This is a genomic window from Pseudomonas sp. JH-2, from assembly GCF_036231725.1.
GTDB classification, from domain to species: Bacteria; Pseudomonadota; Gammaproteobacteria; order Pseudomonadales; family Pseudomonadaceae; genus Pseudomonas; species Pseudomonas delhiensis.
In genome coordinates, this window is sequence record NZ_JAZAQP010000051.1 from 25,569 (window position 1) to 47,690 (window position 22,122).

Consider the following 22,122-nt stretch of genomic DNA (forward strand, 5'->3'; position numbering starts at 1 on the left):
ACGAAGGGCGGTTCACTTCACTTCCGGCGGGGTGCTGAAGGTGTGGTAGGGCGCCGGCGAAGGCACCGTCCACTCCAGGCCTTCGGCGCCGTCCCAGGGCTTGGCCGGGGCCGGCTTGCCGCCGCGGATGGTCTTGATGACGATGAACAGGAACAGCAGCTGGGTGGTGCCGAACAGGAAGGCACCGATCGACGAGACCATGTTGAAGTTGGCGAACTGAAGGTTGTAGTCCGGAATCCGCCGCGGCATGCCGGCCAGCCCCAGGAAGTGCATGGGGAAGAAGGCCATGTTCATGCCGATGAACGAGAGCCAGAAGTGCAGCTTGGCCAGGGTCTCGTCGTACATGTGCCCGGTCCACTTGGGTATCCAGTAGTACACCGAGGCGAAGATGCCGAAGATCGCCCCGGGCACCAGCACGTAGTGGAAGTGCGCCACCACGAAGTAGGTGTCCTGGTACTGGAAGTCCGCCGGGGCGATGGCCAGCATCAGCCCGGAGAAGCCGCCGATGGTGAAGAGGATGACGAAGGCCACGGCGAACAGCATCGGCGCCTCGAAGGTCAGCGAGCCCTGCCACATGGTCGAGGCCCAGTTGAACACCTTCACCCCGGTGGGCACGGCGATCAGCATGGTGGCGTACATGAAGAACAGTTCGCCCACCAGCGGGATGCCGACCACGAACATGTGGTGCGCCCAGACGATGAACGAGAGGAAGGCGATCGAGGCGGTGGCGTAGACCATCGAGGTGTAGCCGAACAGCGGCTTGCGGCTGAACGCCGGGATGATCGCGCTGACCGCGCCGAAGGCCGGCAGGATCATGATGTACACCTCGGGGTGGCCGAAGAACCAGAACACGTGCTGGAACAGCACCGGGTCGCCGCCGCCGGCCGCGCTGAAGAAGCTGGTGCCGAAGTGGATGTCCATCAGCATCATGGTCACGCAACCGGCCAGCACCGGCATCACCGCGATCAGCAGGAAGGCGGTGATCAGCCAGGTCCAGACGAACAGCGGCATCTTCATCAGCGTCATGCCCGGGGCGCGCAGGTTGAGGATGGTGGCGATCACGTTGATCGCGCCCATGATCGAACTCATGCCCATCATGTGCAGGGCGAAGATGAAGAAGGTCACGCTGTGCGGGGCGAAGGTGGTGGACAGCGGGGCGTAGAAGGTCCAGCCGAAGTTGGGGCCGCCGCCGGGCATGAACAGGGTGCTGACCAGCAGGCCGAAGGCCGCCGGCAGCAGCCAGAAGCTGAAGTTGTTCATGCGCGGCAGGGCCATGTCCGGCGCGCCGATCATCAGCGGCACCATCCAGTTGGCCAGGCCGACGAAGGCCGGCATCACCGCGCCGAAGACCATCACCAGGCCGTGCATGGTGGTCATCTGGTTGAAGAAGGCCGGCTCGACGATCTGCAGCCCCGGCTGGAACAGCTCGGCGCGGATCACCATGGCGAAGGAGCCGCCGAGGAGGAAGGCGCAGAAGCTGAACCACAGGTACAGGGTGCCGATGTCCTTGTGGTTGGTGGTCAGGACCCAGCGCATCAGGCCCTTGGCCGGGCCGTGGTGGTGCTCGCCGGCGTGCGAATGCTCGGGATGGTCGATCACAGCGCTCATCGCAGGCTCCTCGTTATTTTTGCTTCTGCTTGTAGGCCACCACGTCTTGCGGAGTGACCATGTCGCCGTCGTTGTTGCCCCAGCTGTTGCGCTCGAAGGTGATCACCGCGGCGATGTCCACTTCCGAGAGCTGCTTGCCGAAGGCCGCCATGGCCGTGCCCGGGACGCCGTTGAACACGGTTTCCAGGTGGTGCTCCTTGGGCCCGGTGACGATCTTCGAGCCCTTGAGCGCCGGGAACATCGGCGGCATGCCCTGGCCCTCGGGCTGGTGACAGGCGGCGCAGATGGTGTGGTAGACCTTGTCGCCACGGGCGACCAGTTCTTCCTTGGTCCATTCCTTGCTGGTCAGCTCCTTGAGCTTGATCGCCTCTTCCTTGCGCTCGGCCAGCCACTTGTCGAAGTCCGGTTTGGACTTCACGTCGACGACGATGGGCATGAAGCCGTGGTCCTTGCCGCACAGCTCGGCGCACTGGCCGCGGTAGATGCCGGGCTCGTCGACCTTGGTCCAGGCCTCGTTGACGAAGCCGGGGATGGCGTCGCGCTTGACCGCGAAGGCCGGCACCCACCAGGAGTGGATGACGTCGCTGGAGGTCACCAGGAAGCGCACCTTGACCCCGGCCGGCAGCACCAGCGGGTTGTCCACCTCAAGCAGGTAGTGCTCGTCCTTGGGGTCCTTGTTGTGGATCTGCTCCTGGCTGGTGGCCAGGTTGCTGAAGAACTCCACGTCCTGGCCCAGGTACTTGTACTGCCACTTCCACTGGTAGCCGGTGACCTGCACGTCCAGTTCCGGCTCGGTGGTGTCGTACATGTGGATGAGGGTGCGCGTGGCGGGAATCGCCATCACCACCAGAATCAGGAACGGCACCACGGTCCAGAGGATTTCCACCACGGTACTCTCGTGGAAATGCGCCGGCTGCTGGCCGGTGGAGCGGCGGTGGACGATCATCGACCAGAACATGGCACCGAAGACGATGATGCCGATGACCACACAGATCCAGAAAATGGTCATGTGCAGGTCGAACACGTTACGACTGACCTCGGTCGCCCCCGGGGTCATGTTCACCGTCCAGGCGGCGTGCGCCGGAGCAAACACGAGGAGCGACAGCAAGCCCATCCAGGTACGCGGATGTCGCAGCATTCGGGTTCCCCTTATCGTTGTTCTTATCCCGCCGGCAAATGCCAGCGGCCAAGGGAGCGACCGCCAAGACAGCAAACTTTGACCGCCGAGCCTCGGCACGTTCAAGGCAGGCCGGGTTCATCAGGTTCAGGTGTGTCGAATCGGAGTATAGCCAGGGGTTGCGACATAACAACGCAGCGCAAAAAACTCCTCCGCAATTGCGAAAGGTGCTCTCAAAGCCACGCCGCCTGCGGCTTTGCGCTACCATGGTGGCGGCTTGATATGCCCGAACCTCATAAAGGTTGCGTGATTATGACGATCGCGTCTTAGCTCGCCGGCCCACCCGGCTAAGGTCTTTCTTCACTTTCCAAATCGAGTTGTCTTGGAGTTGTCATGAATATCGCAGCACTGCGCGAACTGATTCAGCAGGCCCACCAGCTCGAGACGCGCAACGGGCACCTGGCGCGGCTCATCCACAGCCAGATGGCAAGCCTGCACCCGAGCATCAACCTCAGCGGCGACGACGCCACCCAGGTACTCACCCGCTTCGTCCATGCCTATATCGAGCAGGTCCCCGAGTTCCTCGAAGCCGCCACCAGCGTGGCGCGCAATGCCGGCATCGAGGAGCGGATCAAGCCGGTACTGAAGGTCGCCGAGCACTTCTTCCTGACCCCGCCGGACCTGCTGGCCGGCCATGACGGCCTGGACGCGCTGCTCGACGAGGCCTACCTGGCGCACCGCCTGGTGGAGGAAGTGAACGACCGCTACATCGCCCACTTCGGCCAGCCGTTGATCCCGCTGGACACCACCGTGGCCAACCTGGTGGCGCACCAGCTGATCGGCGAGCCCTTCGCCAACCAACTGGACGAGGCCGTGCACCACGCGGTGGAATCCATGCTCGACGACAGTGTCTTCTCCAGCCCCGCGGCGCAGGCCTACCGCGCCCGCCTGAGCGACCCGCAGACGGTCACCGCCTGGAAGCAGTGGCCGTGCCTGTCGCGGCGCTTCGGCGTCGAATTGCATTTGAATTGATCAGGAGCGGCTGCAGGCGGCAGGCGGCAAGCTGCAGGCAAGAGCGAAGAGCCTGGTAGGAGCAACTGTCTTGCAGGCCGTGCCGGGATGCTCTTCGTAGGAGCGAGCTTGCTCGCGAACACACTCCGCAGCGGGGCCCATTCGCGAGCAAGCTCGCTCCTACGAAACGCATAGGCCCAGGGAGCAGGGGGACTACGCTCCTAGCTTGCAGCTTGCAGCTTGCAGCTTGCAGCTTGCAGCTTGCAGCCGCCCTTATTGCCTATAACGCGGGCGCGGCGTCGCCATGGGGATCGGGCCTTCGCCGTCCAGCGGGCGGAAGCGGCCGGCCTCGGCGTCGTAGGCCTTGATCTGGCTGGTCTCGATGTCATAGACCCAGCCGTGGATGAACAGCTGGCCGCTGGCCAGGCGCGCGGCCACCGAGGGGTGGGTCTTCAGGTGGTCGAGCTGTGCCACCACGTTTTCCTCGGTGAGGATGCCCAGGGTCTCGTGGCTGGCGCAGCCGCAGTTCTGCTCGACCACCGTCTTGGCCACCTCGGCGTGGCGCAGCCAGGCCTTGACCGTGGGCATGCGCTCCAGCGTCTGCGGGTCGAGCACGGCCTTCATGGCGCCGCAGTCGGAGTGGCCGCAGACGATGATGTGGTGCACGCCCAGGGCCATCACGGCGAACTCGATGGCGGTGGACACGCCGCCGTTCATCTGCCCGTAGGGCGGTACCACGTTGCCGACGTTGCGGGTGACGAAGAGGTCGCCCGGCAAGCTCTGGGTGATCAGCTCGGGGACGATGCGCGAATCCGCGCAGGTGATGAACATGGCGCGCGGGTTCTGCGCATGGGCGAGCTTCTTGAACAGCGCCTCCTGCTGCGGAAAGACTTCCTCGCGGAACTGGCGGAAACCTTCGACGATGTGCCGCAGGGCCTCGTCGGCGTTCTCCGCGATGTGCTCCTCACCGTGCGTTTTGTCGTTCATGTATGAGCCTCGAAGAGTGACGATGAATTTTCCCATGCTTGCCGACGTTCCGCCCTGGGGGAAAAGGCACAAGCCATCGGAAAAGTCTTTCGTGACTATCCAGTCACCGGTTGCACGAGCCTGGTCCGGCCAGCTTAATAGAAAATTCAACAGCCGCCCTATATCGGATTTTGGCTGGATTTTGCCGGCATGATCGTGGCTGATGTCGACGAGCCATCATGGCTGGGGCATGTTGCGAATTTTCCTCAGAACAGGCTCATCTGCGCCCGCGGGACCTGGAACAGCGAGCAGTCCAGCCCGGCATAGTCGCGGCGGTCCAGCCCCAGGCGTCGCGCGGCCACCTGGAAGCGCCTGGCCAGCAGGTCGGCGAACACGCCCTCGCCGCGCATGCGCGTGCCGAAGCGGCTGTCGTAGTCCTTGCCGCCGCGGCTCTGGCGGATCAGGCTCATCACATGCTCGGCGCGGTCGGGGAAGTGCGCCTGCAGCCATTGCTGGAACAGCTCGGAAATCTCCAGCGGCAGGCGCAGCAGGATGTAGCCGGCCGAACGCGCGCCGTTGTCGCAGGCGGCTTCCAGCAGGCGCTCCAGCTCCATGTCGTTGACCATCGGGATCATCGGCGCCAGCACCGCGCTGACCGGCACGCCGTGCTCGTGCAGGGTGCGCATGGCGCGCAGGCGCGCGCCGGGGCTGGCGGTGCGCGGTTCCATGATGCGCTTGAGCTCGTTGTCCAGGGTGGTGAGGCTGAAGGCCACGCTGACCAGGTTGAGGCTGGCCAGCTCGCCCAGCAGGTCGAGGTCGCGCAGGATCAGCGAGCCCTTGGTGATGATGTGCAGCGGGTGGCGGAAGCGCAGCAGTATCTCCAGCGCCTGGCGCGTCAGGCGCTGCTCGCGCTCCAGCGGCTGGTAGGCGTCGGTGTTGATGCCCAGGGCGATGGGCCGCGGCACGTAGCCGGGCTTGCTCAGCTCGGCCTCCAGGCGCTCGGCGAGGTTGGTCTTGGCGATCAGCCGCGTCTCGAAGTCGATGCCCGGCGACAGGTCCCAGTAGGCATGGCTGGGCCGCGCGAAGCAGTAGATGCAGCCATGCTCGCAACCGCGGTAGGGGTTGACCGAGCGGTCGAAGCCGACGTCCGGCGACTGGTTGCGGCTGATCACCGTCTTCGCCTGTTCACTGCGCACCTCGGTGGCGCGGCAGGGCGGCGCCTCGTCCTGGTACCAGCCATCGTCCTCGGCCTCGCTGCGGGTCGGGGCGAAGCGGTTGTGCGGATTGCTGGCGGTGCCGCGACCACGCGGTGGCAGGATGCTGGACATGAGCTGGCTCCGGAGAAATACTGTATATAAATACAGTATTATTTTTCGAATGACAGCCCCCACCGATGGATGGCGGGCTGGGCGTAGGGCGAATAACCGTTCGCGGTTATCCGCCGCTACACCGGCCTCATGTCCGGCGTCTCGGCCGAGTCCGGAGCGCCCGGAAACAGGTGCTCCGAGGCCGAACCCGAGGCGTGCCTGGCGCCAAGGTCAAACGGCGGATAACGCCGTAGGCGTTATGCGCCCTACGTTGGGGTGAATGGCCGTTCGTAGCCCCGGCAGCGCCCGTTCAGAGCAGCACCCGCAACGACCAGTACAGCAACGCCGCCAGGCAGATCGCCGCCGGCAGCGTCAGTACCCAGGCCAGCGCCATGTTGCGGATGGTCTGCCATTGCAGGCCGCTGCCGTTGGCGGTCATGGTCCCGGCGACGCCGGAGGAGAGCACCTGGGTGGTGGATACCGGCAGGCCGTAGATATCCGCCGCGCCGATGGTGAGCATCGCGGTGAGCTGCGCGCTGGCGCCCTGGGCGTAGGTCAGCGGCTGCTTGCCGATGCCCTCGCCGACGGTGGTGACGATGCGCCGCCAGCCCACCAGGGTGCCCAGGCCGAGGGCCAGGGCCACCGCCACCTTGACCCACGGCGGGATGAACTGGACGGTGTCCAGGCTGCGGTCGCGCAGGGCCTGCAGGGTGCTCCAGGTGTCCACGTCGAAGAGCTGCTCGGTGCGGTCGAGCTGGCGGATGGTCTCCACGCTCAGGTACAGCTCGTTGTGCAGCGCCAGCACCTCGTCGTCGGGCAGCCCGGTCAGGTCGTCGTGGCCGCGCAGGCGGGCGCCTATGTTGTGCAGCTGCGCGGCCAGCGCCGGCAGTACCTCGGGGGTCAGGTGCTGCTCGTTCTGGTAGTCCAGCAGCACCTGGCGCGGCGCCATGGGGATGTCCTGCGGGGCCAGCCGGCGCAGCTGCAGTTCGGCCCGGTGCGCCAGCTCGCGCAGCTGCTGCACCTGGGTCGGCGCCTGGCTGCGGTCGACGGCGAAACTCAGCGGCATCAGCGCGGCCAGGATCAACATGATCAGGCCGATGCCCTTCTGCCCGTCGTTGGAACCATGGGCGAAGGACACCCCGGTGCAGGTCAGCACCAGCAGCGCGCGGATACCCAGCGGCGGCGGCCGGCGGCCCTGCGGGGCGCTGAACAACACCTTGCTCCGTGCCACCGCGCGCATGCCCAGGAGCAGCAGGCCGGCGCCGATAAAGCCCAGCAGCGGCGACAGCAGCAGGGTGTATCCGACCTTCTGCAATTGCTCCCAGGCGCTGCCGTCGATGCCCAGCTCGCCGCTCAGCGCGCCGTGGGCCAGGCTCACGCCGACGATGGAACCGATCAGGGTGTGCGACGACGACACCGGCAGGCCCAGCCACCAGGTGCCGAGGTTCCACAGGATGGAGGCGCCGAGCAGGGCGAAGATCATCGCCAGGCCGGCGTCGCTGTCCACCCGCAACAGCAGGTCCAGCGGCAGCAGGGTGACGATGCCAAAGGCCACCGCACCGCTGGAAAAGAGCACGCCGAGCAGGTTCCACAGCCCCGACCAGCCCACGGCCACCTGCGGCGGCAGGGCGTTGGTGTAGATCACCGTGGCCACCGCGTTGGCGGTGTCGTGGAAGCCGTTGATGAATTCGAAGCCCAGGGCGATCAGCAGCGCCAGGGCCAGCACCAGCAGGGTGCCGTTCAGGCGCAGCTGGCCGCCCTGGGCGAGGATGTCCAGGGCCAGGTTGCCGAAGGTGTAGACCAGGCCACCGCCGAGCAGGAGGAAGAACAGCAATTGCCCGGTGGGCGAGGCCACCTCCTGCAGCACCGGGCTCACCGGCATGCGCGAGATGCGCGTGGCGCGCAGGGACTGGAGCAACTGGTAGCGGTCAAGCACGTCCGCTGTGCTCCCTGTCGGCGGTGGGGCCCGGGGGACTTCTGTCGAAGAGGGGTCGAGGGGGCACTGCGGGCTCCTTCCGGGAAATGCCTAATAGCCTAGTCCGCCGGGCGGCGCTGTGGCCTTCCAATGTTTCCGAGATAGTCGACCAAGGCGATATGTCAAATGGCTATTAGTCGTGCCAGTATTTCAGCCACTACGCTTTCCTGGTGGGCCACCCGAGGGCACTGTCATGCAGGAAGAGAGCCCAAGTGCGTTTCCGAGATGGATGCCAGCAATGCCCTACGACCAGCTCCCGGACGTCTTCGCGCAGATTCTCGAACAGGCCATCGACGGTGTGGTGGTGCTCGACGAGAACAACCGCGTGCTGCTGTTCAACGCCGCCGCCGAGCGCCTCTGGGGCTATTCCCGCGAGGCGGTGCTGGGGCAGGACGTCGGCCTGCTGCTGCCCGACGAGGTGCGCTCGCGCCTGGACGCCAGCCTGGACACCGAGGGCATAGCCGGCAGCCGTAGCGAGGTGCCGATGCGCTGCCGCGATGGCAGCCGGCTGTGGGGCTCGATGTCGATCTCGCACATCGAGTTCGACGGCAAGCGCCTGCTCACCGCCTTCGTCAAGGATTGCACCCTGCAGCGCCGCCAGCGTGAGCAGATGGACGTGCTCTCGCTGGCCGCCAACGAGACCGACAACGCGGTCATCGTCACCGGCCGCGAGGGGCGCATCCTCTACGTCAACGCCGGCTTCAGCCGCATGTTCGGCTGGAACGCCGAGCAGGCCCTGGGGCGTTACCCCTCCGAGCTGCTGCAGGTGCCCCAGGCCAGCGTGCGGCGCTGGCGCCAGGCCGGCGCCGGGCTGTTCCGCAGCGAGGAACTGGTGCGCGACCTGATCGGCCGGCCGCTGTGGTGCTCGGTGGTGGCCAACCCCATCCTCGATGCCCGTGGCCAGCCGGTGAACTCGGTGATGCTGCTCACCGACATCACCCACACCAAGCTGCACGAGGTGCTGCAGAACAAGGTGCTCGACGCCCTGGTGCGCGAGCGCCCGCTGGTGGACGTGATGGACCTGGTGTGCCGCGAGGTGGAGCGCATCGCCCCGGAGGTCAAGGCCTCGATCCTGCGCGTGGATGCCCAGGGGCGCATGCACCCGCTGGCCGCGCCGAGCCTGCCGGAGGACTTCTCGCAGTCCATCGAGGGCGCCCGCATGGGCCCCCGCGCCGGCAGCTGCGGCACCGCGGCCTACCGTGGCAAGGCGGTGATGGTCAGCGACATCGCCAGCGACCCACTGTGGGACGACTACCGCCACCTGGTGCCCCCGGGGCTGAAGGCCTGCTGGTCGAGCCCGATCAAGAACAGCGAGGGCCGCGTCATCGGTACCTTCGCCTTCTACTACGAGCAGTGCCGCGGCCCGGACGAGCTGCACCTGCGCCTGGTGGACGTCAGCCTGCCCCTCGTCGCCCTGGCCCTGGAGCGCGAGGAGGCCCGCGCGCACATCCGCCAACTGGCCTTCTACGACACCCTCACCGGCCTGCCCAACCGCAGCCTGCTGCTGGCCGAGGCCGAGCAGGCGATGACGCGCATCGAGGACGACGAGGCGGAAATGGCGGTGCTGTTCATCGACCTGGACCGCTTCAAGCAGATCAACGACTCCCTCGGCCACCCGGCTGGTGACGAGCTGCTGCGCCTGGTGGCGGCGCGCCTGCAGGAGGTGGTGCGCGAGCAGGGCCTGGTGGGGCGCCTGTCGGGCGACGAGTTCGTGGTAGTGCTGCCATACTGCGGCGGCCTGCTCGCCTCGCAGGTTGCCGAGCGCATCCTCGCCCGCCTGGCCCTGGCGCACCGGGTGGCCGGCGTCAGCCTGATCACCCTGGCGAGCATCGGCATCAGCCTGTTCCCCAGCAACGGCCGGGACATGGAGACGCTGCTGCACCGCGCCGACATCGCCATGTACCAGGCGAAGAACGGTGGCCGTGGCAGCTACCGCTTCTTCAGCGACGAAATGAACCAGCGCGCCCAGGAGCGCCTGGCCCTGGAGAGCGCGCTGCGCGAGGCCGTGCAGCGCCAGACCCTGAGCCTGCACTACCAGCCCCAGGTGCGCCTGGACGACGGCGGCGTGCACGCCGTGGAAGCCCTGGCCCGCTGGCGCCACCCGCAACTCGGCGCGGTGGCGCCGAACCGCTTCATCGCCCTGGCCGAGGAGTGCGGCATCATCGGCGAACTCAGCCAGTGGGTGCTGCGCGAGGCCTGCCGGCAACTGGCCGACTGGCGCCGGCGCGGCATCCACATCCCGGCGGTGGCGGTCAACCTGTCCCCCGCCGACTTCCGCGACCCCGACCTGCCGGCCCGCCTGCAGGACCTGCTGCGCCGCAACGGCTTGGCCGGCAGCGACCTGGTGGTGGAAATCACCGAAGGCATGCTGCTGGACAACCACCCGGCGACCCTCGACATCCTCCGCGCGGTGCACGGCCTGGGCGTGCGCCTGTCGATGGACGACTTCGGCACCGGCTACTCCAGCCTCGGCTACCTGCACCGCCTGCCGATCCGCGAGCTGAAGCTCGACCGCAGCTTCGTCGCCGACCTGCGCGAAGGCACGGCGGCCCAGGCGCTGACCGACGCGGTGATGAACATCGGCCGCAGCCTGGAGCTGATGGTGATCGCCGAAGGGGTGGAGGACGAGGCGCAACTGGAACTGCTGCGCCAGCAGGGCTACCCGGTGGCCCAGGGCTACCTGTTCTCGCGGCCGCTGCCGGCGGCGGCACTGGAGGAGTGGTTGGTGAGGAGGGGGAGGGGGTTGTAGGAGCGAGCTTGCTCGCGAAGGGGGCTAGCCGGTGGGGCTTGGCTTGCGGATTGACTCCGTCCCCTCTCCCCAGCCCTCTCCCTGAAGGGAGAGGGGATCCGTGCCGACGCCCGCTTTCGTGCAAGCCGGCAACCCTGGAGTCTCCGGCGAGAGCTGAAAATGCGCTTGATACCGAACGGTCCCCTCTCCCTTCAGGGAGAGGGTTAGGGAGAGGGAGCGGGGCCGGCCCAATACACCGAAACCACAGGTGAGCCCCCTTCGCAAGCAAGCCCGCCCCTACCTCAATCCTTCTTCTTCAACTTCGGATTGGGAAAGAACTGCACCCCCTGCACCTTCGGATCGGCCGGCTTCTTCAGGCCGGTGACGTTGACCCGCGTGGCCAGCTCCTTCGGCACCGACTGGCCCTGGGCATTGAGGGTATCGGCGTAGCCGCAGGCCACGCACTCGCGGTGCGGCACGCCGTCCTCGTCCCACATCACGATCTTGTCCTGCTCGCTGCAGGCCGGGCACACGGCGCCGGCGATGAAGCGCTTCTTCACCTCGGCCATCACGCAGCCTCCCCGGTCAGGCCGGAGTGGCGCAGCAGCGCGTCGATCGACGGCTCGCGGCCGCGGAAGGCGACGAACAGCGCCATCGGCTCCTGGGAGCCGCCCTTGGCCAGGATGGCTTCGCGGAAGGCGGCGCCGGTCTGCGGGTTGAACACGCCTTCCTCCTCGAAGCGCGAGAAGGCATCCGCCGACAGCACCTCGGCCCACTTGTAGCTGTAGTAACCGGCCGCGTAGCCGCCGGCGAAGATGTGCGCGAAGCTGTTGGCGAAGCGGTTGTACGCCGGCGGGCGCATCACCGCCACCTCGTCGCGCACGCCGTTGAGCACGTCGAGCACGCTGCGGCCGTCGCCGTGGCTGGTGTGCAGCTCGAAGTCGAACAGCGAGAACTCCAGCTGGCGCACCATCATCAGGCCGGACTGGAAGTTCTTCGCCGCCAGCATCTTCTCCAGGATGTCCTGGGGCAGCGGGGCGCCGGTCTCGTAGTGGCCGGAGATCAGCGCCAGGCCCTCGGGTTCCCAGCACCAGTTCTCCATGAACTGGCTGGGCAGCTCCACCGCGTCCCAGGCCACGCCGTTGATGCCCGAGGCGCCGGCGTGCTCGACGCGGGTCAGCAGGTGGTGCAGGCCGTGGCCGAATTCGTGGAACAGGGTGGTGACTTCGTCGTGGGTCAGCAGCGCCGGCTTGCCGTTCACCGCCGGGGTGAAGTTGCACACCAGGTAGGCCACCGGGGCGATCAGCTGGCCGGCGGCGTCGCGGCGGCGGTCGCGGGCGCCGTCCATCCAGGCGCCGCCGCGCTTGTTGGCGCGGGCGTAGAGGTCGAAGTAGAAGCGCCCGACGTGCTGGCCATTCTCCTCGATCTCGAACAGGCGCACGTCCGGGTGCCAGCGCTCGAAGTCATGCAGCTCGCGGATCTGGATGCCGTACAGCTTCTGCACGATGGTGAACAGGCCGGACAGCACCTTATCCACTGGGAAGTACGCGCGCAGCGCTTCCTGCGACACGCTGTAGCGCGCCTCGCGCAGCTTCTCGCCGTAGTAGCCGGAGTCCCAGCTCTGCAGCTGCGCGCAGCCCTGTTCGGCGGCGTAGGCCTTGAGCTGGTCGAGGTCCTGCTGGGCGTAGGGCTTGCTGCGCACCGCCAGGTCGCGCAGGAAGTGCAGCACCTGCTCGGGCGACTCGGCCATCTTGGTCGCCAGCGACAGCGCCGAGAAGTTGGCGTAGCCCAGCAGGCGCGCCAGTTCCTGGCGCAGGTCGAGGATTTCCTGCATCACCGGGCCGTTGTCGTTCTGCCCAGCGTTGGGCCCCTGGTCGGAGGCGCGGGTGCAGTAGGCGGCGTAGACCTCTTCGCGCAGGGCGCGGTCCTGGGCGTAGGTCATCACCGCGAAGTAGCTGGGGAATTCCAGGCTGATCAGCCAGCCGTCCAGGCCCTTGGCCTGCGCGGCCTGTTGCATCTGCGCCTTGGCCGAGTCGGTCAGCCCGGCCAGGGCTGCCTCGTCGGTGACGTGCTTGGTCCAGGCCTGGGTGGCGTCGAGCAGCTGGTTGGAGAAGCGGCTGCCCAGCTCGGACAGGCGCGCCTGGATCTCGGCGTAGCGCTTCTGCTGTTCGGCCGGCAGGTCGATGCCCGACAGGCGGAAGTCGCGCAGGGCGTGTTCGAGGATGGTCTTCTGGGCCAGGTCGAAGCTCGCCGCGGCGGGGCTGCCGGCCAGGGCCTCGTAGGCCTTGAACAGCTCGCGGTTCTGGCCCAGCTCGGTCCAGTAGGCCGAGAGCATCGGCAGGCAGCCTTCGTAGGCCTCGCGCAGCTCGGCGCTGTTGCAGACGGCGTTGAGGTGGCTGACCGGGCTCCAGGCGGCGCCCAGGCGCGCGTGCAGTTCGTCCATGGCCAGGACCAGGCCGTCCCAGCTTGGGTTCGCGCCCTGTTCGGCGAGAATGCGCGCGATGGCCGCGCGGTTGTCGGCGAGGATCTGCTCGATGGCCGGCTTCACGTGCTCGGGGCGGATGGCGGAGAAGGGCGGCAGGTCGTAGTTCTGCAGAAGGGGATTCGCGCTCACGGTGGCAACCTTGGCTGAGGAAACACCCGGCCATCTTAAATACAATCGGCGTCATCCGCAGCCTGAAGGAAAGCTATCGTGGCCATACGTTCGTATCAGGGTAAAACGCCGCAACTCGGCGAGCGCGTCTTCGTCGACCCCAGCGCCGTGCTCATCGGCGACATCGAAATCGGCGCCGACAGCTCGGTGTGGCCGCTGGTCACCGTGCGCGGCGACATGCACCGCATCCGCATCGGCAGCCGTACCAGCGTCCAGGACGGCAGCGTGCTGCACATCACCCACGCCGGCCCCTACAACCCCGACGGCTTCCCGCTGACCATCGGCGACGAAGTGACCGTCGGCCACAAGGTGCTGCTGCACGGCTGCACGGTGGGCAACCGCGTGCTGGTGGGCATGGGCTGCATCGTCATGGACGGCGCGGTGATCGAGGACGAAGTGATCCTCGGCGCCGGCAGCCTGGTGCCGCCGGGCAAGGTCCTGGAAAGTGGCTTCCTCTACGTCGGCAGCCCGGCGAAGAAGGCCCGCCCGCTGACCGACAAGGAGCGGGCATTCTTCGCCTATACCGCGGGCAACTATGTGAAGCTGAAGGACCAGCACCTCACCGAGGGTTATGCCGAGTAAGTGAAGCGGGCGCGTGAAGCTCACATGATGAACCGGTCCGGCTCGCCGGCCTGGCCGGTCTTGTCCAGGCTGCTCTTCACCTGCTTCATCAAGGCATCGACCGCGCTGGCCAGGTACTCCCAGAAGCGCTCGTTGTCGACGGTCTGGGCGACGATCTCGGCGGGCAGGAACCGACGCATCTCCTGGCGGAAATCGACCTTGACCTGCGGCTCGCCGAGCAGGGCGTTCACGCGTTCCTCTGCCAGGCGCAGGAACATAGCGACTTCCACGTGGTGGTCCGCGAGCTTGGCCGGAATCAGCTCGTAGGCGGGCTCGATGCCGCGCTGTTTCAGCCAGGCCAGGTCCCACAGGTCGCGGTTCTTGATGCGGTTCCTGCGCAGCGCGAAGGCCAGGATCTTGTCGACGTAGATTTCCTCGAGGCTTTCTGTGTTCAGGATCAGGCCTTCGGTGCCCATGTCCACCCCGTAGGGGTTGAGCAGCGTCATGGGCTTCTTCTGGTAGGTCGGAATCGCGCAGATATCGATATGAATGCGTTGGGCGGGCAAATGGGGAGCTTGCGGGCGTGTCTGCACCTTCAGCTTCCAGGTATCGACATTGCCTTGTTCCCGGACGGGCTCGCTGACCTCCACTGCCAGGCCGTACTTGCTTTCCAGGCTGGCGACCAATGCCGCTTTCAGGTGGGCGAAATCTTCCCGTTCGAAGTCGGCGCCGCCGGTGAAATCCAGGTCTTCGCTCAAGCGCCTCGAACCATGGCAGGCACGCAGGCAGGTGCCGCCGATGAAGCACAGTTTTTCGAGCAGGCCGCCTTCGCTCAGGATGCGCATGATGTCGTGGTGCAGCAGCTCCTTTTCCACCACCACGCGCAATGGCGAGAGTTCAGGGGTGTTGCTGAGCGCCTGGTCCACCAGTTTGTCGAACAAGCTCATCGGCAATGCTCCAATCGATCAGGTCGAGGTTCCTTTTCGCCGCCTTCATGTCCCGGAGGGCCTGGGCAGGCTTGGCGCGCCACAGGCGGCAACGGCTGTCGTAGTCGAGTTGGTCGACCAGTTCCGCCGGTTTCTGGGCGGTATGGATGAACTCGATAGTGCCGTACTGGCCGCAGGAAATCTGGCTGGTGCGTCCCGAAGACATCAGCGTGATCCAGTGGATGGGAACCTGCGAGATCACCCCGGCATCGCTCAGCGCGGTTTCCAGGCTGATGTAGTTGAAATCGTTGGCCCGCAGGCGCGCGGCGGCGTGATAGAGCAGGTTGCCCAGGTCGGCCTTGGCGAGCTTGTAGAGGTAAAGTCCCCGACACAGGCGTACCAGCTTGTTGTCCCGGGCGGCACGGCTGAGCAGCGAGCGGTAGGCCTGGTCGGAGATATCCGGGACCAGGGCGCGCATGTCGGCGGGGGTGAACAGGTAGCGTTCGGGCGTGGCCAGCGAGTAAAGGCCGTCATACAGCCGGTTGAGTGGCCGTAGGGAGGGTTGAGGGCTGCTACGCATGGCGTAACTCTGCATAAAGTGTCATTAAGTGAAACTTAGTGTAGAGCAATACACGGAAAGCTCAACGGAAAGTGTCGGTTTGTGTGATTTTCTGTAGAGACAGCGGGTCCGCTCACCGACAGGCGGAAACGGCAGCCGACTGTGTCGATCATGGACTCCGCAGTATCCTTGTCGCCCCGACCTGTACAGCCGCAGCCTCGCCCATGCACTACCAGAACATCCTCTTCGACCTCGACGGCACCCTCACCGACCCGCGCGAGGGCATTACCCGTTCGATCCAGTACGCCCTGGCCCAGCTCGGCATCGACGAGCCGGACCTGCGCCGGCTGGAGCATTTCATCGGGCCGCCGCTGCTGCAGTGCTTCATGAGCACCTATGGCTTCGACGAGGGCCGCGCCTGGGAGGCGGTGAAGCATTACCGGGTGCGCTTCAAGGACACCGGGCTGTACGAGAACCGGGTGTTCGCGGGTGTCGGTGAGTTGCTCGAACTGCTGGGTGGCCAGGGGCGCACTCTTTATATCGCTACCAGCAAGCCGACGGTGTTCGCCGCCGAGATCGCCCGGCATTTCGATTTCGCCCGGCACTTCAGGGTGATCTACGGCAGCGAGCTGGACGGCACCCGCACCAACAAGGTCGAGCTGATCGAGCACCTGCTGCGCCTCGAAGGCCTGGACCCGGCGCAGACGCTGATGATCGGCGACCGCAAGCACGACCTGATCGGCGCACACCGCAACGGTCTGAGCGCCGCTGGAGTCGGCTATGGCTTCGGCAGCCGCGAGGAGCTGCTGGCCGAGGGCCCGGCGCACTATTTCGCCAGCCTGGACGAGCTGCGCGCGGCCTTCGCCGCCAGTTGAGGCCCCGGCCGCCGGTGGCGCCGTGGCGGTGGGGGAAATCGCGTCTAGAATGAGTCAACCGGGTGACGTCAAAAATATGGCAATTAGCCATTAATTTGCATTGCCTGGGGCAAGGCTCGCCTGCACAATTGCGCTTTCGCCAAAAGAACGACACTGACTCGGCGAACAGGATTTCTGGGGACGGCCATGGCGGCACGATGGGGATTGCGCGGCAAATCGGTGGTAGCGCTGTTACTGGCCTGCGTTCTGGCGTTGGTTCCCGCGGTGCTGCTCGGCTGGAAGGCGATGGAGGACATCCGTACGCACTTCGGCCTGGCCTATGCGAAGAACTTCACCCTGCTCAACCAGCAGAAGATCCTCGCCCCGGTGATCCGCGAGCTGTCGCTGTCGCGGCGCCTGGCCGAGTCGGTGGTGACCCAGGACTGGCTGCTGGAAGAGGGCAACTCCGAACGGCGCACGCGCTTCTTCCGTGAGGCCGACGGCTACCGCGGCGACCAGGGCGAATACTCCTACTTCGTCATCGTCGACTCCTCGCTGCACTATTACTTCAACGACTCCACCTCGCCGCTGTCCAATGCCCCGCGCTATACCCTGAGCCGCGACGACCCGCAGGACGCCTGGTACTTCGCGACCATGGCCAGCGACAGCCCCTACAACATCAACGTCAACTACGACGCCAAGCTGCGCGCCACCAAGGTCTGGTTCAACGTCCAGGTCATCGCCGGCAACCACAAGGTCGGCCTGGCCGGCGGCGGGCTGGACCTGACCGCCTTCCTCGACCAGTTCATCTCGCGCCGCGAGGCCGGGGTGACGCCGATGATCGTCGACGCCGACGGCGCCATCCAGGCGCACCCCGACCGCAAGTTGATCGCCCTGAGTTCCGGCGCCGGCACCGCCGACAACGGCGGCCACCGGGTCTTCGACCTGCTGGCCAGCGACGAGGAACGCAAGGGCCTGCGCCAGGTGCTGGACGACGCCCAGGCACACCCGGGCGAGGTGCGCACCTTCTGGGCCACCCTCGACGGCAAGCGCCAGCTGCTGGCCACCGCCTACATTCCCGAGCTGCGCTGGCACGTGCTCAGCGCCGTCGACCTGCATGCCGCGCAGGTGCTCGACAGCCGCTGGATCTGGCCGCTGGCGGGCACCCTGGCGGGGCTGCTGGCGCTGCTCCTGCTGGGCTTCGCCTATACCGTCGAGCTGCTGCTGCTCAAGCCGCTGCGCGGCCTGCGCCAGTCGGCCAAGGCGATCGCCGCCGGGCAGTACGACAACCCGTTGCCCAAGTCCCGCGGCGACGAGATCGGCGAGCTGTCCGAGGCCTTCGCCAGCATGGCCGAGCAGGTCCGCCGGCACACCGAGGACCTGGAGGACAAGGTGCGCCAGCGCACCCAGGCCCTGGAGCAGGCCAACCGCGAGATGGCCGCGGCGCAGAAGAAGATCGGCGACTCCATCGACTACGCCAGCCTGATCCAGCGCGCCATCCTGCCCGACCGCCAGTTGCAGGCGTCCCTGGGCCGGCACCATTTCGTGCTGTGGAAACCGCGCGACGTGGTCGGCGGCGACTTCTACATCTACCGCGAAGGCAGCGAGGACAGCCTGATCGGCGTGGTCGACTGCGCCGGCCACGGCGTGCCCGGCGCGCTCATGACCATGCTGGCGCTGGCCGCCATCGACCATGCCATCGACAGCGTGCAAAGCCACGACCCTGCGGCAATCCTGCGCGAGACCGACCAGGTGATGCGCGGCATGATCAGCCAGGAGCGGGTGACCCAGGCCCTGGCCACCAACATGGACGCCGGCTTCGTGCGCATCGACCACGGCCGCCGGCTGCTGCATTTCTCCGGGGCGAAGATCTCGCTGTTCGCCAGCAATGGTGACGAGGTTCGCGAATACAAGGGCGGCCGCCGCGCCATCGGCGACAAGCGCCAGGGAGAGTACGAGAATATCCAGCTGCCGCTGGAGCCGGGCTGGACCTTCTACCTGTGCACCGACGGCTTCCTCGACCAGGCCGGCGGCGAGCACGGCTTCGGCTTCGGCAACAGCCGCTTCGCCGAACTGTTGCGCCGTCATTCACGCCTGCCATTGGCCGAGCAGGCGCGGGTTTTTGCCGCTACCCTGGCGGACTATCAGGGGGAGCGGCCGCAACGCGACGACATCACCATCCTGTCCTTCCGATTCGAGTAGGAGTACGCCATGGAGACACTTGACCTGTTGGCCATGCGTGAAAGCTACACCCGACAACGCATCCTGCTGTGCTTCAACGGCCCGATCTCGCGCAGCCTGATCGAGGAGATCGGCCACGCCCTGCGCAACTACATGCAGGCCGAGCAGGCACACCCGAGTGAAGCCATGGACGTCTTCGCGGTCTACATCGAGATGACCCAGAACATCCGCCACTACGCCACCCAGCGCGGCTATGGCGACCTGGACGCCTCGGCCACCGTGGCCATCGCCCGCAACGAGGACGGCCACTACGTGGTTTCCGCCGGCAACCTGGTGGAGCTGGCGGACGGCCGCGAACTGGTGCGCAGCATCGAGGACATCGCCGGCTTCGACAAGGCCCAGCTCAAGGCGGCCTACAAGGAGCAGCTGCGCCGCCCGCGCGATGCCGGGGCCAGCAGCGGCGCGGGCCTGGGCCTGCTGGACATTGCCCGCAAGTCCAGCGCGCCCCTGCAGACTTCCCTTACCGAACAACCCGACGGGCGCGCCTTCTTCAGTCTGCGCGCCGTGATCTGACCACGCGTTTCAGGAATACAAAGGTATGAGTGACCTTCACATCAGTGGCACCCAGTCCACCCCGTCGATCCACGGTGACTGGGACGCCGGCGTCCTGGCCATGCAGGGCGACTCCTATCCCGAGAACTCCTACGAACTCTTCGGCCAGGTGATCGAGTGGGTGCAACGCTTCCTCGCCGAAGCGCAGCGCCCGTTGTCCCTGGACCTGCGTCTGCTATACCTCAATACCAGCTCGATCAAGGCGATGATGGACATCTTCGACCTGCTCGAGGAGGCCCATGCCGGCGGCCGCCAGACCCAGGTGAGCTGGCACTACGACCGCCGCAACGAGCGCGTCGCCGAGCTGGCCGAGGAATTCCGCGAAGACTGTAGCTTCCCGTTCGTCATACAGCCCTACGACGAGTGATGCCATGAACAGCGAACGCGAGCTGGACCTGTTGATCGAAGCACTGCTGGCCGACCCGCAGTACCTCGACCATCCGCTGCGCGAGGCGCTGTTCCTCAAGCACCAGCAGTCCCTCGACCAGCTCGCGCGCCTGGAGCGCATCGCGCGGATTTCCGACGGCTTCCAGTCGATGGCGCGGGCGCAGAACTCGACGCTGTCGGAGCGCTACCACAAGCAGTTGCGCCAGTTGGAGAAGGTGGCGCGGATCTCCGACCGCTACCAGGACATGATGCGCGACCTCAACGTGGCGCTGCGCGAGGCCTCCACCCACGACCCGCTGACCGGCATCGGCAACCGCCGCCTGCTGATGGAGCGCCTGCGCGAGGAAAGCGAGCGTGCCCAGCGCCACGGCAAGCCCTACGTGCTGGTGATCCTCGACATCGACCACTTCAAGCAGGTCAACGACACCTGGGGCCACGAGGTGGGCGACCGCGTGCTGGTGGAGATCGGCTGCACCATGCAGGCCGCACTGCGCCAGTACGACCTGTGCGGGCGCTGGGGCGGCGAGGAGTTCCTCCTGCTGCTGCCGGAAACCGCCCTGGCCGACGCCGGCCAGGTGATCGACCGGGTGCGCCAGGACATCCGCTCGCTGGCCGTGCGCGTGGGCACCGAGGCGCTGTCGGTGACGGCCAGCTTCGGCGTGGCCGAATACCGCCTGGGCGAGAGCTACTCGCAAACCCTCAGCCGCGCCGACGCCGCCCTGCTGGAGGCCAAGCGCAGCGGGCGGGACAAGTGCGTGTCCAGCGCTGTCGCGAGTGGTTGAGCTACGTCCTGTGGCCTGACGGCTGTTCGTAGGAGCGAGCTTGCTCGCGAACGGTGCTTGCCGGTTGCCTGGGTGTCTCAGGTCACCTCCGTACCCTCTCCCCAGCCCTCTCCCTGAAGGGAGAGGGGGCTAGTCCGTGCCGAGAGAAGGGATGGTTTCGTCCTGATACCCGCGGAGTAGCCGGCTAACACCGAAACACCCAAGCACACTGAACGGTCCCCTCTCCCTTCAGGGAGAGGGTTAGGGAGAGGGGCGGAGCCAATCCCAGGCACCGAAGTGACAGGTGAACCCCCATCGCAATCACCCCACCGCAAAAAGCCCCCTCAAACCCTCACGCTGGCGAAGGTCGATTCCCCCTGCGCCTGGCTCAGCGCCGAGATCGCCGAGGAGTGCGGCATCAGCGCCAGGTCCTGGGGAATCGGCATGACCATCACCGGCTGGCCGATCGGCTGGCCCTGGCGTTCGTCGCGCGGCGGGATGCCGAAGTATTCGCGGTAGCACTTGGAGAAGTGCGGGGTGGAGACGAAGCCGCACACCGAGGCCACCTCGATGATCGACATGGAGGTCTGCTTGAGCAGCTGGCGCGCGCGGATCAGGCGCAGCTTCAGGTAGTAGCGCGACGGCGAGCAGTGCAGGTACTTCTGGAACAGCCGCTCCAGCTGGCGCCGCGAGACGTTGACGTAGACCGCCAGCTCGTCGAGGTCGATGGGCTCTTCCAGGTTGGCTTCCATCAGCGCGACTATTTCCTGCAGCTTCGGCTGGTTGGTGCCGAGCATGTGCTTGAGCGGCACGCGCTGGTGGTCCTGCTCGTTGCGGATGCGCTCGTAGATGAACATCTCCGAGATCGCCGCCGACAGCTCGCGGCCGTGCTCGCGGCCGATCAGGTGCAGCATCATGTCCATCGGCGCGGTGCCGCCGGAGGAGGTGTAGCGGTTGCGGTCGATGGAGAACAGGCGGGTGCTCATGGCCACCCGCGGGAAGGCCTCCTGCATCGCCGCCAGGCATTCCCAGTGCACGCTGCAGTCGTAGCCGTCGAGCAGGCCGGCGCGGGCCAGGGCCCAGCTGCCGGTGCACACCGCGCCGAGGCGACGACCCAGGCGCGCCTGGGTCTGCAGGAAGACGACGTGCTCGCGGGTGACGCTGCGCTGGATGCCCACGCCGCCGACCACGATCAGGCTGTCCATCGGCGGGGCGGCGTCGGTGCTGGCGTCGGGGGTGATCTGCAGGCCGTCGCTGGCCCATACCTGGCGGCCGTCGAGGGTGAGGGTGTGCCAGCGGTACAGCTCCCTGCCGGAAAGCTGGTTGGCCATGCGCAGCGGTTCCACCGCGGAGGCCAGGGAGATCAGGGTGAAGTTGTCCAGCAGCAGGAAGCCGATGGACTGCGGAGCTCGGTTTTGCGGGGGAACTCCGGTGTTGAAAGCATTCATGATGCTCGATCTCCTCACGCTAGTCACGGTCGCCCTGAGGGGCTTTCTTATGCTTGTTTTTCTGCCTGGGTGACCCACAGGTCACCAACGCTTGCCAAGAGCAAGGCAAATGCCGTGCCTATGTTGATTGGGCGTTCAATAAAAAAAGAAAAGCGCCTGGGAACGGCGCTTTTGGGAGCCCGGATGCGACCTCCGGCATGTCGCAAATGCCTATGGGGCGCGGGGCCTGGGGACTTTGGTAGCACTGCGGCGGTCGCCGCCGGGTGCCATCATTTTCCGAAAGTAACGCTTGCCTGCCGTGCTCCCGGATGGGGCCGCGGTGCGCCAAAAGGTGGCGTCGCCGCTCCCCGGATGGGCGAACCGGGGTCAGCACTCGATGATGCTGACGGCCAGGCCGCCGCGGGAGGTTTCCTTGTACTTGTCGTGCATGTCGGCGCCGGTGTCGCGCATGGTGCGGATGGCCTGGTC

General features: G+C 66.4%; 19 protein-coding genes. 8 read left to right on the forward strand and 11 right to left on the reverse strand.

What is annotated here, in order from left to right; all coding sequences use genetic code 11:
* Nucleotides 1-12: 12 nt before the first annotated feature.
* Together ctaD and coxB are read right to left on the reverse strand one after the other, a co-directional pair.
* On the reverse strand, nucleotides 13-1,608 hold the full coding sequence (gene ctaD / locus VV867_RS25800; protein ID WP_009614691.1) for a cytochrome c oxidase subunit I: 1,596 nt from the start codon (nucleotides 1,606-1,608) through the stop codon (nucleotides 13-15).
* A gap of 13 nt (nucleotides 1,609-1,621) precedes the next feature.
* Nucleotides 1,622-2,746 carry a cytochrome c oxidase subunit II gene (gene coxB, locus VV867_RS25805; RefSeq protein WP_074980527.1) on the reverse strand — a complete coding sequence of 375 codons (1,125 nt, stop codon included), beginning with the start codon at nucleotides 2,744-2,746 and terminating at the stop codon, nucleotides 1,622-1,624.
* Nucleotides 2,747-3,118: 372 nt separating this feature from the next.
* On the opposite strand from coxB, the gene VV867_RS25810 reads away from it, so the two are divergent.
* Nucleotides 3,119-3,757, forward strand: a complete 639-nt coding sequence (locus VV867_RS25810) for a hypothetical protein (protein WP_328567925.1) — start codon at nucleotides 3,119-3,121, stop codon at nucleotides 3,755-3,757.
* A 252-nt stretch (nucleotides 3,758-4,009) separates the two neighbouring features.
* Here VV867_RS25810 and VV867_RS25815 read toward each other — a convergent pair whose 3' ends face one another.
* The 3 genes from VV867_RS25815 to VV867_RS25825 all read right to left on the reverse strand — a co-directional run bounded on the left by VV867_RS25815 (nucleotide 4,010) and on the right by VV867_RS25825 (nucleotide 7,891).
* A complete protein-coding gene (locus VV867_RS25815; RefSeq protein WP_275628057.1) occupies nucleotides 4,010-4,723 on the reverse strand; it encodes a carbonic anhydrase in 714 nt (237 codons plus the stop codon).
* A gap of 245 nt (nucleotides 4,724-4,968) precedes the next feature.
* On the reverse strand, nucleotides 4,969-6,030 hold the full coding sequence (locus VV867_RS25820) for a PA0069 family radical SAM protein (protein ID WP_275628056.1): 1,062 nt from the start codon (nucleotides 6,028-6,030) through the stop codon (nucleotides 4,969-4,971).
* A gap of 289 nt (nucleotides 6,031-6,319) precedes the next feature.
* Nucleotides 6,320-7,891 (reverse strand): inorganic phosphate transporter, encoded by a 1,572-nt coding sequence (locus tag VV867_RS25825; protein WP_442965054.1) that lies wholly within the window; start codon nucleotides 7,889-7,891, stop codon nucleotides 6,320-6,322.
* A 331-nt stretch (nucleotides 7,892-8,222) separates the two neighbouring features.
* Here VV867_RS25825 and VV867_RS25830 point away from each other — a divergent pair, with 331 nt between their 5' ends.
* Nucleotides 8,223-10,733 (forward strand): EAL domain-containing protein, encoded by a 2,511-nt coding sequence (locus VV867_RS25830; protein ID WP_328567926.1) that lies wholly within the window; start codon nucleotides 8,223-8,225, stop codon nucleotides 10,731-10,733.
* Between the two features lie 281 nt (nucleotides 10,734-11,014).
* On the opposite strand, the gene VV867_RS25835 is transcribed toward VV867_RS25830, so the two are convergent.
* Together VV867_RS25835 and prlC are read right to left on the reverse strand one after the other, a co-directional pair.
* On the reverse strand, nucleotides 11,015-11,281 hold the full coding sequence (locus VV867_RS25835) for a YheV family putative zinc ribbon protein (RefSeq protein ID WP_089392855.1): 267 nt from the start codon (nucleotides 11,279-11,281) through the stop codon (nucleotides 11,015-11,017).
* Nucleotides 11,281-13,326: an oligopeptidase A gene (gene prlC, locus VV867_RS25840; RefSeq protein WP_328567927.1), complete on the reverse strand. Its 2,046-nt coding sequence runs from the start codon at nucleotides 13,324-13,326 to the stop codon at nucleotides 11,281-11,283. The genes VV867_RS25835 and prlC overlap by 1 nt, the downstream gene beginning before the upstream one ends.
* Before the next feature lie 78 nt (nucleotides 13,327-13,404).
* Here prlC and VV867_RS25845 point away from each other — a divergent pair, with 78 nt between their 5' ends.
* The gene (locus VV867_RS25845) at nucleotides 13,405-13,947 is read left to right on the forward strand and encodes a gamma carbonic anhydrase family protein (RefSeq protein ID WP_328567928.1); all 543 of its coding nucleotides are present in this window, start codon (nucleotides 13,405-13,407) and stop codon (nucleotides 13,945-13,947) included.
* Nucleotides 13,948-13,967: 20 nt separating this feature from the next.
* Here VV867_RS25845 and VV867_RS25850 read toward each other — a convergent pair whose 3' ends face one another.
* Nucleotides 13,968-14,873 carry a nucleotidyl transferase AbiEii/AbiGii toxin family protein gene (locus tag VV867_RS25850; RefSeq protein ID WP_328567929.1) on the reverse strand — a complete coding sequence of 302 codons (906 nt, stop codon included), beginning with the start codon at nucleotides 14,871-14,873 and terminating at the stop codon, nucleotides 13,968-13,970.
* Nucleotides 14,824-15,432 (reverse strand): type IV toxin-antitoxin system AbiEi family antitoxin, encoded by a 609-nt coding sequence (abiEi, locus tag VV867_RS25855; RefSeq protein WP_328567930.1) that lies wholly within the window; start codon nucleotides 15,430-15,432, stop codon nucleotides 14,824-14,826. Before abiEi ends, VV867_RS25850 begins: the two co-directional genes overlap by 50 nt.
* 203 nt (nucleotides 15,433-15,635) lie before the next feature.
* Here abiEi and VV867_RS25860 point away from each other — a divergent pair, with 203 nt between their 5' ends.
* The 5 genes from VV867_RS25860 (at nucleotide 15,636) to siaD (ending at nucleotide 20,227) form a co-directional block, all read left to right on the forward strand.
* Nucleotides 15,636-16,286, forward strand: a complete 651-nt coding sequence (locus VV867_RS25860) for an HAD family hydrolase (protein ID WP_275628049.1) — start codon at nucleotides 15,636-15,638, stop codon at nucleotides 16,284-16,286.
* Between the two features lie 186 nt (nucleotides 16,287-16,472).
* Complete coding sequence (gene siaA / locus VV867_RS25865; protein WP_328567931.1) at nucleotides 16,473-18,467, forward strand: biofilm regulation protein phosphatase SiaA; 1,995 nt, start codon at nucleotides 16,473-16,475, stop codon at nucleotides 18,465-18,467.
* A gap of 9 nt (nucleotides 18,468-18,476) precedes the next feature.
* Nucleotides 18,477-19,019 (forward strand): biofilm regulation protein kinase SiaB, encoded by a 543-nt coding sequence (gene siaB / locus VV867_RS25870; RefSeq protein ID WP_109936775.1) that lies wholly within the window; start codon nucleotides 18,477-18,479, stop codon nucleotides 19,017-19,019.
* 25 nt (nucleotides 19,020-19,044) lie between these two features.
* Nucleotides 19,045-19,425, forward strand: a complete 381-nt coding sequence (gene siaC / locus VV867_RS25875; RefSeq protein ID WP_089392861.1) for a biofilm regulation phosphoprotein SiaC — start codon at nucleotides 19,045-19,047, stop codon at nucleotides 19,423-19,425.
* A gap of 4 nt (nucleotides 19,426-19,429) precedes the next feature.
* A complete protein-coding gene (siaD, locus tag VV867_RS25880; RefSeq protein WP_218281466.1) occupies nucleotides 19,430-20,227 on the forward strand; it encodes a biofilm regulation diguanylate cyclase SiaD in 798 nt (265 codons plus the stop codon).
* Nucleotides 20,228-20,550: 323 nt separating this feature from the next.
* Here the strand turns inward: siaD and VV867_RS25885 are convergent, their stop codons facing one another.
* On the reverse strand, nucleotides 20,551-21,654 hold the full coding sequence (locus VV867_RS25885; protein ID WP_109936774.1) for a GlxA family transcriptional regulator: 1,104 nt from the start codon (nucleotides 21,652-21,654) through the stop codon (nucleotides 20,551-20,553).
* A gap of 366 nt (nucleotides 21,655-22,020) precedes the next feature.
* The coding region (locus tag VV867_RS25890) for a hypothetical protein (protein ID WP_328567934.1) at nucleotides 22,021-22,122 on the reverse strand (102 nt) is incomplete at its 5' end.

Bases quoted from the DNA above. Each gene is read 5' to 3' on its own strand.
- ctaD (WP_009614691.1), bottom strand. From the start codon at position 1,608: ATGAGCGCTGTGATCGACCATCCCGAGCATTCGCACGCCGGCGAGCAC.
- coxB (WP_074980527.1), bottom strand. From the start codon at position 2,746: ATGCTGCGACATCCGCGTACCTGGATGGGCTTGCTGTCGCTCCTCGTG.
- VV867_RS25810 (WP_328567925.1), top strand. From the start codon at position 3,119: ATGAATATCGCAGCACTGCGCGAACTGATTCAGCAGGCCCACCAGCTC.
- VV867_RS25815 (WP_275628057.1), bottom strand. From the start codon at position 4,723: ATGAACGACAAAACGCACGGTGAGGAGCACATCGCGGAGAACGCCGAC.
- VV867_RS25820 (WP_275628056.1), bottom strand. From the start codon at position 6,030: ATGTCCAGCATCCTGCCACCGCGTGGTCGCGGCACCGCCAGCAATCCG.
- VV867_RS25825 (WP_442965054.1), bottom strand. From the start codon at position 7,891: ATGCCGGTGAGCCCGGTGCTGCAGGAGGTGGCCTCGCCCACCGGGCAA.
- VV867_RS25830 (WP_328567926.1), top strand. From the start codon at position 8,223: ATGCCCTACGACCAGCTCCCGGACGTCTTCGCGCAGATTCTCGAACAG.
- VV867_RS25835 (WP_089392855.1), bottom strand. From the start codon at position 11,281: ATGGCCGAGGTGAAGAAGCGCTTCATCGCCGGCGCCGTGTGCCCGGCC.
- VV867_RS25850 (WP_328567929.1), bottom strand. From the start codon at position 14,873: ATGAGCTTGTTCGACAAACTGGTGGACCAGGCGCTCAGCAACACCCCT.
- abiEi (WP_328567930.1), bottom strand. From the start codon at position 15,432: ATGCGTAGCAGCCCTCAACCCTCCCTACGGCCACTCAACCGGCTGTAT.
- VV867_RS25860 (WP_275628049.1), top strand. From the start codon at position 15,636: ATGCACTACCAGAACATCCTCTTCGACCTCGACGGCACCCTCACCGAC.
- siaA (WP_328567931.1), top strand. From the start codon at position 16,473: ATGGCGGCACGATGGGGATTGCGCGGCAAATCGGTGGTAGCGCTGTTA.
- siaB (WP_109936775.1), top strand. From the start codon at position 18,477: ATGGAGACACTTGACCTGTTGGCCATGCGTGAAAGCTACACCCGACAA.
- siaC (WP_089392861.1), top strand. From the start codon at position 19,045: ATGAGTGACCTTCACATCAGTGGCACCCAGTCCACCCCGTCGATCCAC.
- siaD (WP_218281466.1), top strand. From the start codon at position 19,430: ATGAACAGCGAACGCGAGCTGGACCTGTTGATCGAAGCACTGCTGGCC.
- VV867_RS25885 (WP_109936774.1), bottom strand. From the start codon at position 21,654: ATGAATGCTTTCAACACCGGAGTTCCCCCGCAAAACCGAGCTCCGCAG.